The 13,904-nt window shown below is 61.3% G+C and carries 17 protein-coding genes; 6 read left to right on the plus strand and 11 right to left on the minus strand.

All coding sequences use genetic code 11. From position 1 onward, the window contains the following. The first annotated feature begins 103 nt into the window (after positions 1–103). From HFO71_RS12505 to HFO71_RS12520, 4 genes are all read left to right on the plus strand, one after another. On the plus strand, positions 104–856 hold the full coding sequence (locus tag HFO71_RS12505) for a Crp/Fnr family transcriptional regulator (protein ID WP_168258196.1): 753 nt from the start codon (positions 104–106) through the stop codon (positions 854–856). A 149-nt stretch (positions 857–1,005) separates the two neighbouring features. Further along, a complete protein-coding gene (locus HFO71_RS12510) occupies positions 1,006–1,491 on the plus strand; it encodes a response regulator (RefSeq protein WP_077976117.1) in 486 nt (161 codons plus the stop codon). Between the two features lie 120 nt (positions 1,492–1,611). After that, on the plus strand, positions 1,612–2,382 hold the full coding sequence (gene recO / locus HFO71_RS12515; RefSeq protein ID WP_025393929.1) for a DNA repair protein RecO: 771 nt from the start codon (positions 1,612–1,614) through the stop codon (positions 2,380–2,382). Positions 2,383–2,484: 102 nt separating this feature from the next. Beyond that, the gene (locus HFO71_RS12520) at positions 2,485–3,480 is read left to right on the plus strand and encodes an aldo/keto reductase (protein WP_077976284.1); all 996 of its coding nucleotides are present in this window, start codon (positions 2,485–2,487) and stop codon (positions 3,478–3,480) included. A gap of 107 nt (positions 3,481–3,587) precedes the next feature. Here HFO71_RS12520 and HFO71_RS12525 read toward each other — a convergent pair whose 3' ends face one another. The 3 genes from HFO71_RS12525 to HFO71_RS12535 form a co-directional block, all read right to left on the minus strand. Continuing rightward, entirely contained in the window at positions 3,588–4,445 is an 858-nt protein-coding gene (locus tag HFO71_RS12525) for an MOSC domain-containing protein (protein ID WP_077976118.1), read from the minus strand. A gap of 9 nt (positions 4,446–4,454) precedes the next feature. Beyond that, on the minus strand, positions 4,455–5,114 hold the full coding sequence (locus tag HFO71_RS12530; RefSeq protein ID WP_183594471.1) for an HD domain-containing protein: 660 nt from the start codon (positions 5,112–5,114) through the stop codon (positions 4,455–4,457). A 249-nt stretch (positions 5,115–5,363) separates the two neighbouring features. After that, a complete protein-coding gene (locus HFO71_RS12535) occupies positions 5,364–7,268 on the minus strand; it encodes a putative bifunctional diguanylate cyclase/phosphodiesterase (RefSeq protein ID WP_077976119.1) in 1,905 nt (634 codons plus the stop codon). Between the two features lie 436 nt (positions 7,269–7,704). On the opposite strand from HFO71_RS12535, the gene HFO71_RS12540 reads away from it, so the two are divergent. Further along, the gene (locus tag HFO71_RS12540; RefSeq protein WP_170268391.1) at positions 7,705–8,058 is read left to right on the plus strand and encodes a hypothetical protein; all 354 of its coding nucleotides are present in this window, start codon (positions 7,705–7,707) and stop codon (positions 8,056–8,058) included. Between the two features lie 128 nt (positions 8,059–8,186). Beyond that, the gene (locus HFO71_RS12545) at positions 8,187–8,702 is read left to right on the plus strand and encodes a superoxide dismutase family protein (protein ID WP_077976121.1); all 516 of its coding nucleotides are present in this window, start codon (positions 8,187–8,189) and stop codon (positions 8,700–8,702) included. A 108-nt stretch (positions 8,703–8,810) separates the two neighbouring features. Here HFO71_RS12545 and HFO71_RS12550 read toward each other — a convergent pair whose 3' ends face one another. The 8 genes from HFO71_RS12550 to HFO71_RS12585 form a co-directional block, all read right to left on the minus strand. Further along, positions 8,811–9,695 (minus strand): mechanosensitive ion channel family protein, encoded by an 885-nt coding sequence (locus HFO71_RS12550; protein ID WP_025393936.1) that lies wholly within the window; start codon positions 9,693–9,695, stop codon positions 8,811–8,813. 58 nt (positions 9,696–9,753) lie between these two features. After that, entirely contained in the window at positions 9,754–10,284 is a 531-nt protein-coding gene (locus HFO71_RS12555; protein WP_077976122.1) for a tyrosine phosphatase family protein, read from the minus strand. Continuing rightward, entirely contained in the window at positions 10,281–10,889 is a 609-nt protein-coding gene (locus HFO71_RS12560) for a YfbR-like 5'-deoxynucleotidase (RefSeq protein WP_017959775.1), read from the minus strand. The genes HFO71_RS12555 and HFO71_RS12560 overlap by 4 nt, the downstream gene beginning before the upstream one ends. Continuing rightward, positions 10,886–11,740, minus strand: a complete 855-nt coding sequence (gene ygfZ, locus HFO71_RS12565) for a CAF17-like 4Fe-4S cluster assembly/insertion protein YgfZ (protein WP_077976123.1) — start codon at positions 11,738–11,740, stop codon at positions 10,886–10,888. The genes HFO71_RS12560 and ygfZ overlap by 4 nt, the downstream gene beginning before the upstream one ends. Positions 11,741–11,837: 97 nt before the next feature. Further along, positions 11,838–12,587, minus strand: coding sequence for a hypothetical protein (locus tag HFO71_RS12570; RefSeq protein WP_077976124.1), 750 nt, complete (start codon positions 12,585–12,587; stop codon positions 11,838–11,840). Positions 12,588–12,605: 18 nt separating this feature from the next. Continuing rightward, the gene (locus HFO71_RS12575) at positions 12,606–12,863 is read right to left on the minus strand and encodes a hypothetical protein (RefSeq protein WP_003546972.1); all 258 of its coding nucleotides are present in this window, start codon (positions 12,861–12,863) and stop codon (positions 12,606–12,608) included. 103 nt (positions 12,864–12,966) lie between these two features. Further along, positions 12,967–13,410 (minus strand): TIGR02301 family protein, encoded by a 444-nt coding sequence (locus tag HFO71_RS12580; RefSeq protein ID WP_027665234.1) that lies wholly within the window; start codon positions 13,408–13,410, stop codon positions 12,967–12,969. A 34-nt stretch (positions 13,411–13,444) separates the two neighbouring features. Next, the gene (locus HFO71_RS12585) at positions 13,445–13,861 is read right to left on the minus strand and encodes an NUDIX hydrolase (protein ID WP_077976125.1); all 417 of its coding nucleotides are present in this window, start codon (positions 13,859–13,861) and stop codon (positions 13,445–13,447) included. Positions 13,862–13,904 lie beyond the last annotated feature (43 nt).

Here is a 13,904-nt window from a genome sequence, read left to right on the forward strand (position 1 = left end):
TAAAAAATTGGCCTCGCTCATGGAACAAATCCGTGCCTTGCGTCATTCCTGACGAACGGCGCGCCAATGTTGGCGCGCCGATTTTGCGACGGCAAGGGCAAGCATGGCGACGGCGAGACCCATCAATTCTTTCAAGACCCCTTGCGACCAATGTCCCTTGCGGCCTCTGCCGCATTTCAGGGAGTTCAGCCGCGACGAGCTGGAATTCGTCTCGAGCTTCAAGAGGGGAGAGCTTGCCGTCGATGCCGGCTCCACCATCCTCGTCGAGGGCGCACATAGCGCTCACCTCTTCACCGTGCTCGCCGGCTGGGGCTTCCGCTACAAGATGCTGGAGGACGGACGCCGCCAGATTCTGAACTATATTATGCCGGGCGACCTGGTCGGCCTGCAGGGAACGATCGCCGGTGAGATGCAGCATTCCGTCGAAGCGCTTTCGCCCGTGTCCCTTTGTGTCTTCGAGCGTGACAGGCTGATGACGCTGTACAACAAGCACGCCTCGCTGGCCTTCGACATCACCTGGATCGCCGCGCGCGAGGAGCGCATCCTGGATGAGCATCTCTTGAGCATCGGCCGCCGCACGGCGCTGGAAAGAGCAGCGTACCTGATCGCCTTCCTGTTTGAGCGTGGCCGGAAGCTCAATATCTTCAACGGCCGCAAATTCATTCCCATCACCCAGCAGCACATCGCCGACACGCTCGGTCTTTCCATCGTTCACACCAATAAAACTTTGAAAAAGCTCAGCGAACGAGGGTTGATCCGCTGGCAGGAGCGCGGCTGCGAGGTGCTGAACGGCGAGGAATTGATGGCGATCGCCGGCTGGGAAGGGCTGGGAGAGGGCAAACGCCCGTTCATCTAAAGCGCGTCGCGTCTTAGGTCTTTGTTCTGCGCGACATGCTTTGGTCAAGCAGCCTGGTTATGTCTTTTTTAAATGCAGATTAGCAGCAAGGAAAATAAGGTCGGCTGTCATCTTCCTCCGATTTTGATTCTTATCGACCGGGCAGAAAAATGGTTTATTCAGAAAAGGTGGCGGAATTCACCGATAGCGTGCCATGCGGGGCACCGGAGGGCAATGATGTTGGCGAAACGGCCGGGGCGCTGCGACAGGCGCCCGACGAGGGGCATCGAATCATGAGCGCAATCCGTGTTCTGGTTCTTGAAGACAGTTTGATCATCGCGATGGAGGCGGAGGATATTCTACGCCTGGCCGGCGTCGAGAGCATCGATATCGTCGGCAGCGTCGAACAGGCAAGGGCCGCCATTGCTGCGGAGAAATATGATTTCGCTCTTCTCGACGTCAATCTCGGCGAGGGCATGAGCTTCGGTTTTGCCCGCCATCTTCTCGACATCGGCATCCCGTTCGGCTTCGTCAGCGGCTATTCCGATACCGGCGATTTCCCGCCCGACCTGCAGCAGATACCGCTTCTGGTGAAGCCTTTCGACGAAATGGCGATGCGGGAATTCCTGCAGAGGCTTTTCCCGGCTGTCGCCTGACGCAGTCCCCGACGGAAGCCGGGCCTTGCATTGCAGCGTGTCTTTCAGACGCGCAAAGGACGCTGTAACGCGTTGAATTATGCAGTAGGATGGATTCGTCAGCCGTAAGGACTTCTTTCGATGCAGTGGCAGGACCATGCGATCATCCTGGGCGTCAAGCGCCACGGCGAGACGAGCGTCATCGCCGAGGTAATGACGCGTGATCGCGGCCGCCATCTCGGCCTGGTGCGCTCCGGCCGCTCGCGCGCCATGCAGCCGGTGCTGCAGGCGGGTAATGCGGTGGAGGTTATCTGGCGCGCCCGGCTTGACGAGCATCTGGGCGAATTCCGCGTCGAGCCGGTGACGCTGCGCGCTGCCCGGCTGATGGAAACGGCAACCGCCGTCTACGGTGTCCAGGCGATGGGCGCGCTGCTGCGGCTGCTGCCGGAGCGTGACCCGCATCCGCATCTCTTCGATGCGCTGGAGGTCATCCTCGATCACCTGCACAACCCGGCCGATGCCGGCGAACTCTTTGTGCGTTTCGAGCTTGCGGTGCTGAATGACCTCGGCTTCGGCCTCGATCTTGCCGAATGCGCCGCGACCGGCGCCCGTTCCGATCTCGTCTATGTCTCGCCGAAATCCGGCCGCGCCGTCAGCCGCGCCGCTGGTGCCCCCTGGGCGGACAAGATGCTGCTCCTGCCGCAGTTCCTCAGCATCGAGGGCAATCATGCGGCCGACTTCGATAGTCTCTCAGCCGCATTCCGTCTGACAGGGTTTTTTCTGCATCGCCATGTCTACGAGCCGCGCGGCATCGAAGCCGTGGCAGCCCGCGACGGCTTCGTTCAGGCGGCACTCAAGGCGCTCAATCCAGCCTTGCGGACGCTTTCAGGTCCGAATGGTATTTCCGCCTGACTTCCGTTTTTTACGGGTGCAAAACATCCTCCGGATTTGGCGGTTTACCTGCCTATGAGCGCTTCCTATGTCTTCACAGGATTGCCAATCAAGGAGGATCTCATGCTGACCAAGACCGCATCACCGACGACGATCACGCTCTGGAATGGCCGCGAAATTCCGCGCCTCGGTATGGGATGCTGGGCGATCGGCGGTCCCTTCTTCGCCGGCGACACGCCGCTCGGCTGGGGCGATGTCGACGACGATGAATCCGTGGAAGCGATCCACCGTGCCATCGAACTCGGCATCCGCTTCTTCGACACGGCCTCGAACTACGGCGCCGGCCACTCGGAGGAGGTGCTCGGCCGGGCGATCGGCAATCGCGACGATATTGTCATCGCCACCAAGTTCGGCTTCGCCACCGACCCGGAAACCAAGCAGGCAACCGGCGCCTTCGCCGATGAGGCCTTCATCCGCCGTTCGGTCGAGACCTCGCTGCGCCGCCTCAAGCGCGATCGCCTCGATCTCCTGCAGTTCCACCTCAATGATTTTCCGCTTGAACAGTCGGATGCCGTCTTCGATACGCTGGAGGCGCTGCGCGCCGAAGGCAAGATCGATGCGTTCGGCTGGAGCACCGATTTTCCCGATCGTGCCGCCCGTCATGTCGGCCGCCAGGGCTACGTCTCGATCCAGCATACGATGAACGTTTTCGAACCGGTGCCGGAGATGATCTCGGTGATCGAGGGGAAGGGTCTGATCTCCATCAATCGCGGTCCGCTGGCGATGGGACTGCTGACCGGCAAGTTCACCGCCGACAAGGCGGTGGGCGCCAAGGATGTCCGTGGGGCGGCCCTTGACTGGATGGTCTATTTCAAGGACGGGCGCATGGCCCCGGAATTCGCCGCAAGGCTCGATGCCGTCCGCGATCTCCTGACGTCAGGCGGCCGCACACTGACGCAGGGCGCGCTTGCCTGGCTCTGGGCACGCTCGCCGCGCACCCTTCCCATTCCGGGGTTCCGCACCGTCGCCCAGGTGGAGGAAAATGCCGGCGCGCTGGAGAAGGGACCGCTTTCGGCCGATGTGATGGCGGGCATCGATGCCGCACTCGCGCGCGTATAACGTTTCTAGAGCGGTTCAGCTTTTCACGGAAGCACAGAGCCGCTCTAACTCTTTGTTTTTACGCAATTCCGAACGGAAAACCGCTTCGCCCTTTTCCTGGAATTGCTTTATGCTGCGACGCGACGCTTGAGCGCCCAGCCTTCCGGCCTCTCTGCAACGATGCGGACGGTGTCACCGATCGTGATCCTGCCGCTGCCGCGCGGCGTGACGTTCCAGCCGAAGAGCGGGCCTGGCACGCGCCGATCGGCCGACATACGGAGGCGACCCATGGCCGGCATCGGGCTTGGTCCCTCGCGCGACCCGGTCAGTTGGTCCTGGGTCGTCATGATGCAGCGGGAGCAGGGTTTGACGAGATCGAAGCGGATGCCGGCGATCTCGATTGCCGCCCAGCGGTCCTCCGGCCAGGCCTCCTCGGTATCGATGACGATGTTCGGACGGAAGCGTTCCATGCCGACACTACCTTCGCCATGGGCGGCGAGATCGGCATTCAATGCCTTCAGCGAGCCGGTCGTCGTCACCAGGATCTGGTAGCCGTCGGTAAAGGTGACGGGCGTGGCTTCGCCGGCCCATTCGGCATTCGCCGTCCGCCGTGCCTGCCCGTCGAAGAAGACCAGGCGCACCTCGCGGCCAAGCCATTCCGAAAGCTGCCGGTTGCTCTCCGGATCGGCGACGGCCGCGTTGACGGCAGATTTCCACACGATCACATCCATGCGGGCTTCAGGCTGAGGCGGTGGTACCGATATGTCCGTTTTCCCCTGCATCAGCAGCCGAAAGGCACTCGCTTCCGGTCGTACCTCGATGCGTGCGAGGTCGGGCAACTCGCGCTGGGTGATGAAGTGCCCCTGCGCATCGGTGATCATCGCCCGCCGGTCGCCTGGAAGCCCATAGGCGTCGATGTCGGCGGCGGGCAGCGCAATGCCACGGGCGCTCTTGAGCGGATAGATGAAGAGGTCGCTGACAAGCATGCCGTTCTCCTAGATTTCGTCCATGAATTCCGAGAGAAAATCGCGCAAGCTCTTGTCACGCGCGGCCGCCAGCCTGCGGCCGGTCTCGGTCTGGAATCCTTCCGCCAGTTTGAACAGCTTCGTCTGGAAATGGTCAATGGCATAACGCTTGTCATCGAGCGGGCGGTCTGCCGCTGCCGGGTCGAACGGATCGTAGAGCCCGGATCCCAGTCGCCCGGCGATATAGAAGCAGCGGGCGACGCCGATCATGCCGATCGCGTCCAGCCGGTCGGCATCCTGCAGGATCTTCGCCTCCAGCGTCTGCGGCGCCACCCCGGCCGAGAAACTATGCGCGGTGATTGCGTGGGCCGCGGCCTCGATATCCGCGCCGCTCCAGCCAAGTTCCGCCAGGATCGCCGATGCCTTCTCGGCCGCCAAAGCCGATGCTTTTGCCCGCTGCGGCGAATTCTTCTCGATGGCGACGCAGTCGTGCAGCAGCACGGAAGCAACAAGAACCCGCCCGTCGCCGCCTTCTCCCGCATGGATGCGCATGGCATTCCTGAAAACGCGCAGGATATGGGCAAGGTCGTGCGAGCCGTCGTCGCCGTCGGCCGCATGCGCAATCAGCGCTGCGGCAAGCGTTTCGTGTGGGGAGAACGCTTCAGCCGCGAACATAGCGCCACCTGTCATGAGGAAGATCGTTTCCGCCGATAGCGCATCGGCGCGGTATTGAATGCGGGTGATAAAAGGATGCGACAACGAAGATCTCAGGAATCGCAGCCGATTTTCTAGAGCATGATGCCGAAAAGTGTGAGCGGTTTTCGGGCGACATCATGCTCTAACTATATATTGTAGAATAGGATTCAGATTTTAGGCCGACCCGGCCTGAAATCATCCTATTCTAACGGCTTGCCGTGCGAGTCGCAATCGAGGGTGATCTCACCGCTTGGCTTTGGGAAGACGCGTCACGCCGCCGTTTTTCGGCGGCAGGGAGAGAAGATGAGGCACCTCACGCGCCGGTCTCGGCGGGCTGATGTGATAGCCCTGGATCTCGTCGCATTCCTCGCACTCGAGCAGCGCCAGCTGCTCGGCCGTCTCGACACCCTCGACGGTGACCCGCATGCCGAGCGCATCGCCGAGCAGGATGATCGCGTGCATGATCGCATGCGCTTCCTTGTTGTCGACGATGTCGTTGACGAAGGATTTGTCGATCTTGATCTTGTCGAAGGGGAAGCTCGAGAGGTAGCTCAGTGAAGAATAGCCGGTTCCGAAATCGTCCATCGAGATGTGGATGCCGCGCTCCTTCAGCGCATGCAGGATCGGCAGCACCTCGCTCAGATTTTCCATCAGCACGCTCTCTGTGATTTCGAGTTCAAGCCGCGACGGCGACAGCGTCGCGGCGGCAAGCGCCTCGCTGACATCCCGTGTCAGGTCGCTGCTGCTGAACTGGATCGCCGAAACGTTGACGGCGACCTTGATGCCCTCCGGCCATTGCGCTGCATCGTCGCAGGCCCGACGCAAAACCCAGCGGCCGATATCGACGACGAGGCCGACCTCTTCGGCAAGCGGAATAAAATCCATCGGCGGAACGCGGCCTCGGACCGGGTGGTTCCAGCGGATCAATGCTTCGAAGCCGCAGATGCGCCGCTGCGTGAGGTCGTAGAGCGGCTGATAATGCAGCTCGAATTCCTCTTTCTCGACGGCTGCCCTGAGATCAGCTTCCAGCGCGTGACGCAGCTGCATCTGCGCTTCCATCTCATTGGCGAAGAAGCGCTCACGTTTGCGCCCGTCGGCCTTGGCATGCGACAGTGCCACGCCGGCATTTTTCAGCAGGATATCGGTTTCCTCGCCATCATCAGGCGCGACCGCGATGCCCATCGAGACGCTGAGCTCCACCTGTTTGTCGCCGTGGAGGAATGGTTCGGAAAGCTCTCGGCGGATCTGGTCCGCCAGCGCCGTCACGTTCCACGGCTGCTGCCTGCCCGTCTGCAGAATGGCGAATTCGTCCGAACCGAGGCGCGACAGGATGTTTTCCGAACCGGCCGAGGCGCGGATGCGCTCAGCGACCTGCTGCAGGATCGTGTCGCCGGCCGACACGCCCATCATGTTGTTGATCGATTTGAACCGGTCGAGATTGAGGTGAACCAAGGCGATCTGCTCATCCGGCTTTCGTTCGGCAAGCGCGGCATCCACCTGCTCGCGAAAATGGATGCGGTTGGGAAGACCTGTCAGCGGGTCGTGGTGGGCGAGAAAGGCAATGCGCTCGGCTGCCCGCCGATCCTCGGTGACATCGGCATGGATGGCGATGCTGCTGCCGTCGGAAAGGATGGTCACCATGCTCTGTATGATGCGGTCGTCGTCCATCAACCATTCGCGCCGACGGATACTGCCGCGTCTTGCGGTTGCGGAGGACTGCAGCCTGGTCCGCCTGCCGGGTTTAGCGTCGGCGTTCTCCCTGCCGCGCATTTTGGCCGTGAGATTGGCGATTGTCGCGCCCGCGGTGACATCGTCCTCCGTCAAGCCGAAGAGCTGACGGAAACGGATGTTGGAAAGCGTCAGCCGCTGGTCGGCGTCGAAGACGCTGAGACCGAGCGGCAGGTTGTTGAGAATGATTTCGAAGAGTTTTGTCTGTCCGTCGAACGCCTGACTGAGGGCCGATATATTGCCTCTCAGTGCATGGTTTTCCCTCAGCAGCGTTTCTGCGCTTCTCTCGATTTCGTCATAGTCGCTTTCATGGACGCGATAGGTCGCGATCACCAGATCCATCAGGCGCTGCGCATCTATCGATCCATCGTCTGAGACGGACTGAGTGCATTGCTGCCAGAAAAGCGCTTCGGCTTTCATGTGGATGCGTCTTGCGCAGCAGCTGCCCCGGCCTCGGGCGGAGATGCCTTCGATTGACGTACGTGCATCATTACGCCGGACATGATAACCTTTCTCAGATGAACACAGAAATTGCTTCTTATAGCCGGACTGTCTGGTGGCAAAGCGTGACGCCCATTTTCTATGCCCCGAATTAATATTCGGTTGCAGTGCAACAGCGACGGGCACGTCCTCAGACAATTGTTTTGTATGTGAAAAACCGCTGAAATATGCGGGAAATCGGGTTGGCTGGCGCTGGCGGCAGGCGACCTCGCGGCGTTCCGTTAACTTTTGTCAATCATCGTTAATGAGAAGTTAACAACTTATTGACGCACTGCGCAAATCAGTTTAACCACCGAGTTAACACTGATTTTCCACCTTGGTATTGCGTGCAAACACCACCGGCAAAAGGCGGTGAATGGAGGTTTGTATGACCAGCACCCCATCCGTTTCAGACACCTCATACGCATATCTGGCGACACTGTCGCGGCTCGATGCCAACGGCGATGGCGTGCTCAGCCGCGGCGAACGTGCCGCCGATGAGAAGCCCGGCATCATCAAGGAACTTCTGGAAGACGATAAGGCCAGCGACACGCAGCCGAAATTTTCCGGCAGCCTGATTGCGCTGATGATGGACACGCGTGACAGCGGCACGGCAAGCAGCATTGCCGTTCCCTATCCACTCCAGCAGGCCGCGCCGACGACCGATAATCAGTCCGACGATCTTTACCGCAAGACCTACGGCCAGTTTGATTTCGATGCCGTCGCCTGAACCGCGTCTCGATTCGGGCGATCTGCAAGCCGGCCGTTTGGCCGGCTTTTCTCGTTCGACGGTCTCTAATCAGGAACACCTTCCGGTTTGATACGTTCAGAAGGACAACCGGACGGAAGGAGATCTCCATGAAAGCCATGCGCACCATCGCCGCCTTGAGCCTGCTTGCGGTTGCATTGCCGGCAGGCGCTCAGGACAAGCAGACGGCGGTCGCCAATTTCGTCACCAAGGACGGCAAGGAAGACGGTCGCGCGCAACTGACGGCTGCTGCCAATGGCGGTGTCCTGATCGAAGTCGAGATATCGGGACTGCCGGCGAACAAATGGGTGGCCTTCCATGTGCATGAGACCGGCCGTTGCGACGCCGCGACCCATCACGAATCGGCGGGCGGTCATTTCGATCCTGAGAAGGCGGAGCATGGCATTCTTGCCGCCAAGGGTTCGCACGCTGGCGACATGCCCAATCAATATGTCGGACAGGATGGCGTGTTGCGGGCACAGATCTTCAACGGCATGGTCACGCTCGACGGCAAGACCGACGGCATTCGTGGCCGCGCATTGATGGTGCACGCCAATTCGGATGATTATCGGAGCCAGCCTTCGGGAGATGCCGGCGAAAGACTTTCCTGCGGCGTCGTCCAATAGCTTCGGCACAAGTCCTTTAATCGGGATCGATTGAGGGACAAAGCCATGCAGTAATTCAACCTGTGCACAGCGCCGCTGGTCTTAAAAGATCCGCGGCGCCGCAATGTCTCACTGTCGCGTCTGCGTCGGCTTTTCGGCGGTTGCCTTGCCGTTGGACTTTTTTGGTGGCGCGGCATCTGAAGCATCCGCATCAGCGACCGGTTTCTTGTCGAAGGCGAGTTTCACGCGCTTTACCATGTCACGGCTGACCAGCCACCAATCACCGGTCTTTGCCCAATAGCGCAGCGTTACGGAGATCGCGCCGTCGCCGAGGCTGTCGATGAAGACACTCGGTGCCGGCGACGTCAGCACTCTGGAATCGGCTCTGGCAAGGCCCATCAGCCTCTCCATCGCCAGATCGATGTCATCCTCATGGGCGACGCTGATTTTCAGCTCTTCACGCCGCGTGGGCTCGCGGCTGAAATTGGTAATCGGCGTGTTCCAGAGCGTCGAATTCGGCGCCAAGCGGTAGAGCCCGTCGCCAGTCCTGAGTTCGGTCGCAAACAGTCCGATTTCGCGCACCGTACCGGCCACGCTGCTGGTCTCGATATATTCGCCAACGCGGAACGGTCTGAGGATCAGCAACATGATACCGGCCGCGATATTCTGCAGCGTCCCTTGCAGCGCCAGCCCGATCGCCAGGCCGGCTGCGCCGAGCGCCGCGATGATCGAGGCGGTCTGAACGCCGAATTGGCCGAGCACGGTGATGAACACCAGGATCAGCAGCGCATAGCGCACGACATTGGTGAAGAAGCGTGCCAACGTCTCGTCGATGCCGTGGATGCGCGACAAGCCCTCATAAGCCCAGCGGCTGACGAAGCCGGCGAGCGTCCAGCCGATGACCAGCAGGATTAACGCCCCCAGGATTGAGAAGGAATATTGGACTGCGAGCGCGCTTGCTTGGCTGAGTGCCGTGCGGGTGGCGAGGAAGACGTCGGCTGCTTGTTGTTCCATGATCAGGCTCTGTCGATTGTTCGTGGTCGGGGCCTAGATGGAGCGGCCGGCGGCAGCGTCAACCGCAGGCGGCGTCTCGGATCGCAAGCACGAAGGGCGCATTGCCGTCGGCATCGGCACCGCGTCCGATTGCCCGCACCGCCGCGACCAGCCGGCCGCTGCGGCCGAGCAGCGCGTCACCGATCTCGATCAGCCGGGCATTCGGCGTCGCGAAGGGCGAGGCGGCCCGCAGCCGGCGGGCAAGCGTTTCCTCGCTCTGATCGGGTGCCAGCGACAGCGCGGCAATGAGCGCTGCGGCCGGCGATCGCGACACGCCCATCCAGCAATGGATGAGCAGCGGCGTCTCCTGCCGCCATGAAGCGGCAAAGTCGATAATCCCCTGCACATGCGTCTCGTCAGGCGCCACGAGATCGCCGGTGCCCTTGAAGACGATATCGTTCATAGCAAGTGTCAGATGGCGCTCGGCCGCGATCACGCCCGGCCGGTGAAAGGCCTGCTCCTTGGCGATCAGGCTGATCATGTCGCGCGCCTTGTGGCGCACCGCCATTTCCGCGATGCGCGACAGCGGCGAGACGACGATGAAGGTCACGATACCATCTCCCGTTCGACCTCGATCGCCGCAAAGCGCTCGCAAAACAACCGCTGCGCTTCGACCGCCGGCAGGGGCTCGATCATCAGCATGTCCTTGCTGATTCCGCGTGGCTGGCCGAAGAATTTCTGTGCCTCGGCGGGTGTGAAACCGGCCAGCACGGTCGCCTCGAAATAAGCGGCGATCGTGTCGGCCTTCTTGATCCGGTCCTTGAGATCGCGCGAGGGATGCGGCGGCAGGCCGAAGCGCAGGTGCACGGCGGCCTCCAGCCGCTTTTCCACCGTCTTGTAGCCGCCGCCGACCACCGATTTGAACGGCGAGATCATGTCGCCGATCACATATTCGGGTGCATCGTGCAGCAGCGCCATCAGGCATTCCTGCGGCCGCGCATCGTTGAAGCGACGGAAGATATCCTCGACGACGAGACTGTGCTGGGCCACCGAAAAAGCATGATCGCCTGAGGTCTGGCCGTTCCAGCGGGCCACGCGCGCAAGCCCGTGAGCGATGTCGATGAGTTCGACGTCGAGCGGCGAGGGGTCCAGCAGGTCGAGCCTGCGCCCGGACAGCATGCGTTGCCAGGCACGCGGAGCTTTCGTCGTTGTCACGCGCTGGCCTCGTCGGCGCTGGCTGGAAAGACGAGACCGGACCATGCCGGTAGGACGAGGGAAACAGGCGTGTCGCCGGCGAGCAGCGGCGTGCCTGCTGCCATCGCCGCGCCGGCGCGGTCGATGCGCACGATCGCAAGTCCATTGCCGCCGTGAACCGAACCGAGGGTTCCCACAGGCTTGCCGGCGGCGGTAATCTCCGTCCCGGTTCCCGGCAGATCCGTTGCGGCGGACACCGTCACGACGCGCCGGCGCGCAGTGCCGCGATGCTGCATGCGTGAGACGACCTCCTGGCCGACATAGCAGCCTTTCCTGAAGGAGAGGCCGCCGTTGAAATCCATCAACACATCATGCGGGAAAGCGTCCTGCAGGGCGAAGTCAGATCCTGATGTGACGATGCCGTGGCGGATGCGTAGCACGTCGTAGAGCGCTTCTGCACCATCGCCCTGTCTTCCTGCCCGGCGGGTCAGGGTGACGCCCGCCTTGGCGAAGCGGCTGTCTCGGGCGCCCTGGCTGCCCCGGGCGCCCTCGGCATCCTCGCCCCAGGAAACGGTAACGCCTTCTTCGGTGCTTGGCGCAAGTGTGACGGCGGCGCGCAGCTTGTACATCGTCAGCCGTTTCAGCAGGCCATCGCGCTGGCCGGCATCGGTCTCGATCATGTAACCGTCGCCGTCCTGCCAGATCATGAAGTCGAACAGGATCTTGCCCTGCGGCGTCAGCAATGCCCCGGGCCGCGCCTCGTCGGCGCCGAGCGCGGCGATATCGGTGGTGATCAGGTTCTGCAGGAAGGATTGGGCTTCCGCTCCGCTGACGAAGAGCAAGGAGCGGTCTTTCAGGAATACGGCTGGCATGGCGGAACCTGTCGCGTTGGTTATCGCTCAGAGGTATGTCTTCATGAGGTGGATCGCAAGCGCCATGCGAACGTGAAAAGCGCAGGCGAGACGGGCATCAATCGCCCGCTGTGAAGAATTTCCATTTACCCTCGGGCGTAATACCGAGGCGATAGAAATTATATCCGCCGAATTCCTGCATGTCGGAGAGATCGCCGGCCGTGACGATGCGCAGCAGCTCGACGCGCTCCGGCGGTGTCAGCGACTTCAGGTCCTTCTCGGCAAAATAGGGCCAGACATACATGTCGTCGGGCGTGCCCTGGCCGACATGCACGAAGCCGGTCGAGATGATGTCGAGCATGATGGCAAGGATCTCGTCGCCATCAGGATCGCCCGACAGATCCTTCAGCGTGCCGATCGGATCGTCGGTCGGTTCGCCCACAGTCACCTGCGTCTGGTCGGCGCCAGTGCCCATCAGCGGCCGCAGCCGCTCGAGATCGCCGGATGCGGCCGCCTCGACGATCTGCTCGCGCATCTTGCGAACCGGCTCTGGCACCTTGCTGATATCGTAGATCACCTCGGTGGGCTTGGAATTGTCCTGAGCGCCCGGCGTCTTGTCGACACCCTGATTGCTCTGGCTGTTGACCAGCGGGTCGGCCATGGGAACGCCGGGAGTGGTCTGCGGCTGGCTCTGTCCCTGAGCGCTTCCCTGTGCAGGCGTCTCGTTGGCCGCCTGGCCAGGGATCTTGTGCAGTTCGGAAAGCGCGTAGGCTGCCGGCGCAAGGAAAACATTGCCGGCGGCGAGGCTGAACGCAAGCAGCACCGGCGCGAGCGAAATTCGCGAAACTTTCTCTTTACCGGTGTGCATCAAACTCTCTGACAACAATTATTGCAGGGTGCGGTTCGCGGAGAATTCGCCGGCAAGCATGCGCTCACGCAGCGAATCCAGCAGGGCTTCGGCGCTCTTTTCCCCATGCAATCTGATCGTCTCGCGTAGCGCATGTGCAATGGCAGCATCAGCGATGATTTCAGGCTCGATCCCGTCGGCCATGCCGTCGGCCCAAGCCTCGTTCTGGTACTCCAGAGCTGCCTGCATCTTTTCGTGGACGATCATGTCGTCGATGTCGTTGAGGCTTGCTTCCATTGTCTTTTCCTCAGAACTTCTCATGTCTTACTGCACCGTTAACAACACTAACAGCCTTTTCCCAAAACGACACGTCCGCTTGCGAAAACAGGTTAATTAAACGTCAATTTCCAAAGCGCGAGGTAATTTCTGTGGCAAGTGTTGCACCTTCGTTACGGTAGCGCTCTTCTGCCACGATGGCCGCCGGGGTGCAATCCGTATAGACCGAGGCGAAGGCGCGATAGCCGCGATTGAAGGCTGCTGTCAGCTTTTCCTTGCGCTGCGGCTCGTTGCCGGTCTCCGAATCGAGCAGCTGCTGCATGCCGTTTCGCCAATCGTCGCCGCCCGCCGCCTTGCAGAGCGTTCTGAGATAATGGACCGAGCCCAGCACCTCGGCGAACCGCGCCAGCTTGTCGTCATAGGGCACGCTCACGATCGGCGGGGCAATCTCCTCTTCCTGTGGAGGCGGCGTATTCTTGCCCTGCGCCATCGTGGGGCCGGCGAGAACGAGCAGGGACAGAAAAACGCGTCGAACGGGAATCATGCTCACAGTTGATACGCTCAGCATGACGGCAACAAGGCGTGCTTCAAAGTTTCCACGTCTATTCGCCGCCCGCCAGCCGCTCCGCGCATTCGAGCACGCTCTGCGGTACGGGCAATTGCCGGATTTCCTCGACCGTGTACCAGCCGAGGGCTGCCGCATCGTCGGCAGCTTCCGCCACTGCATCCCGATCCGCATCGACGCGAAAGACCGACAGCAGGAAATGGCTCTTGACGCTGCCGTCGGCCGCATGCGTTTTCAGGTCGTAGGTCGAAAACAGCCGCGGATTACGTGCCGAAATGCCGGTCTCTTCATGGAGTTCGCGCAATGCCGTTTGCTCCGGAGTTTCGCCGGGTTCAGCCCGTCCGCCGGGAAAGGCATACATGTCCGCGGAAGGCGGGTTGCGCCGCAACACGAGGAGGAATCGGCCGTCGCGTTCGAGAATGGCGGAGGAGGCGGCTTTGGCGGTGGAGATCATCGGAGGCTGCTCTTGCTGTGATGGCCCATCTTATCGGAGGAAT

The organism is Rhizobium laguerreae (assembly GCF_019778565.1).
Taxonomy (GTDB): Bacteria; Pseudomonadota; Alphaproteobacteria; order Rhizobiales; family Rhizobiaceae; genus Rhizobium; species Rhizobium laguerreae.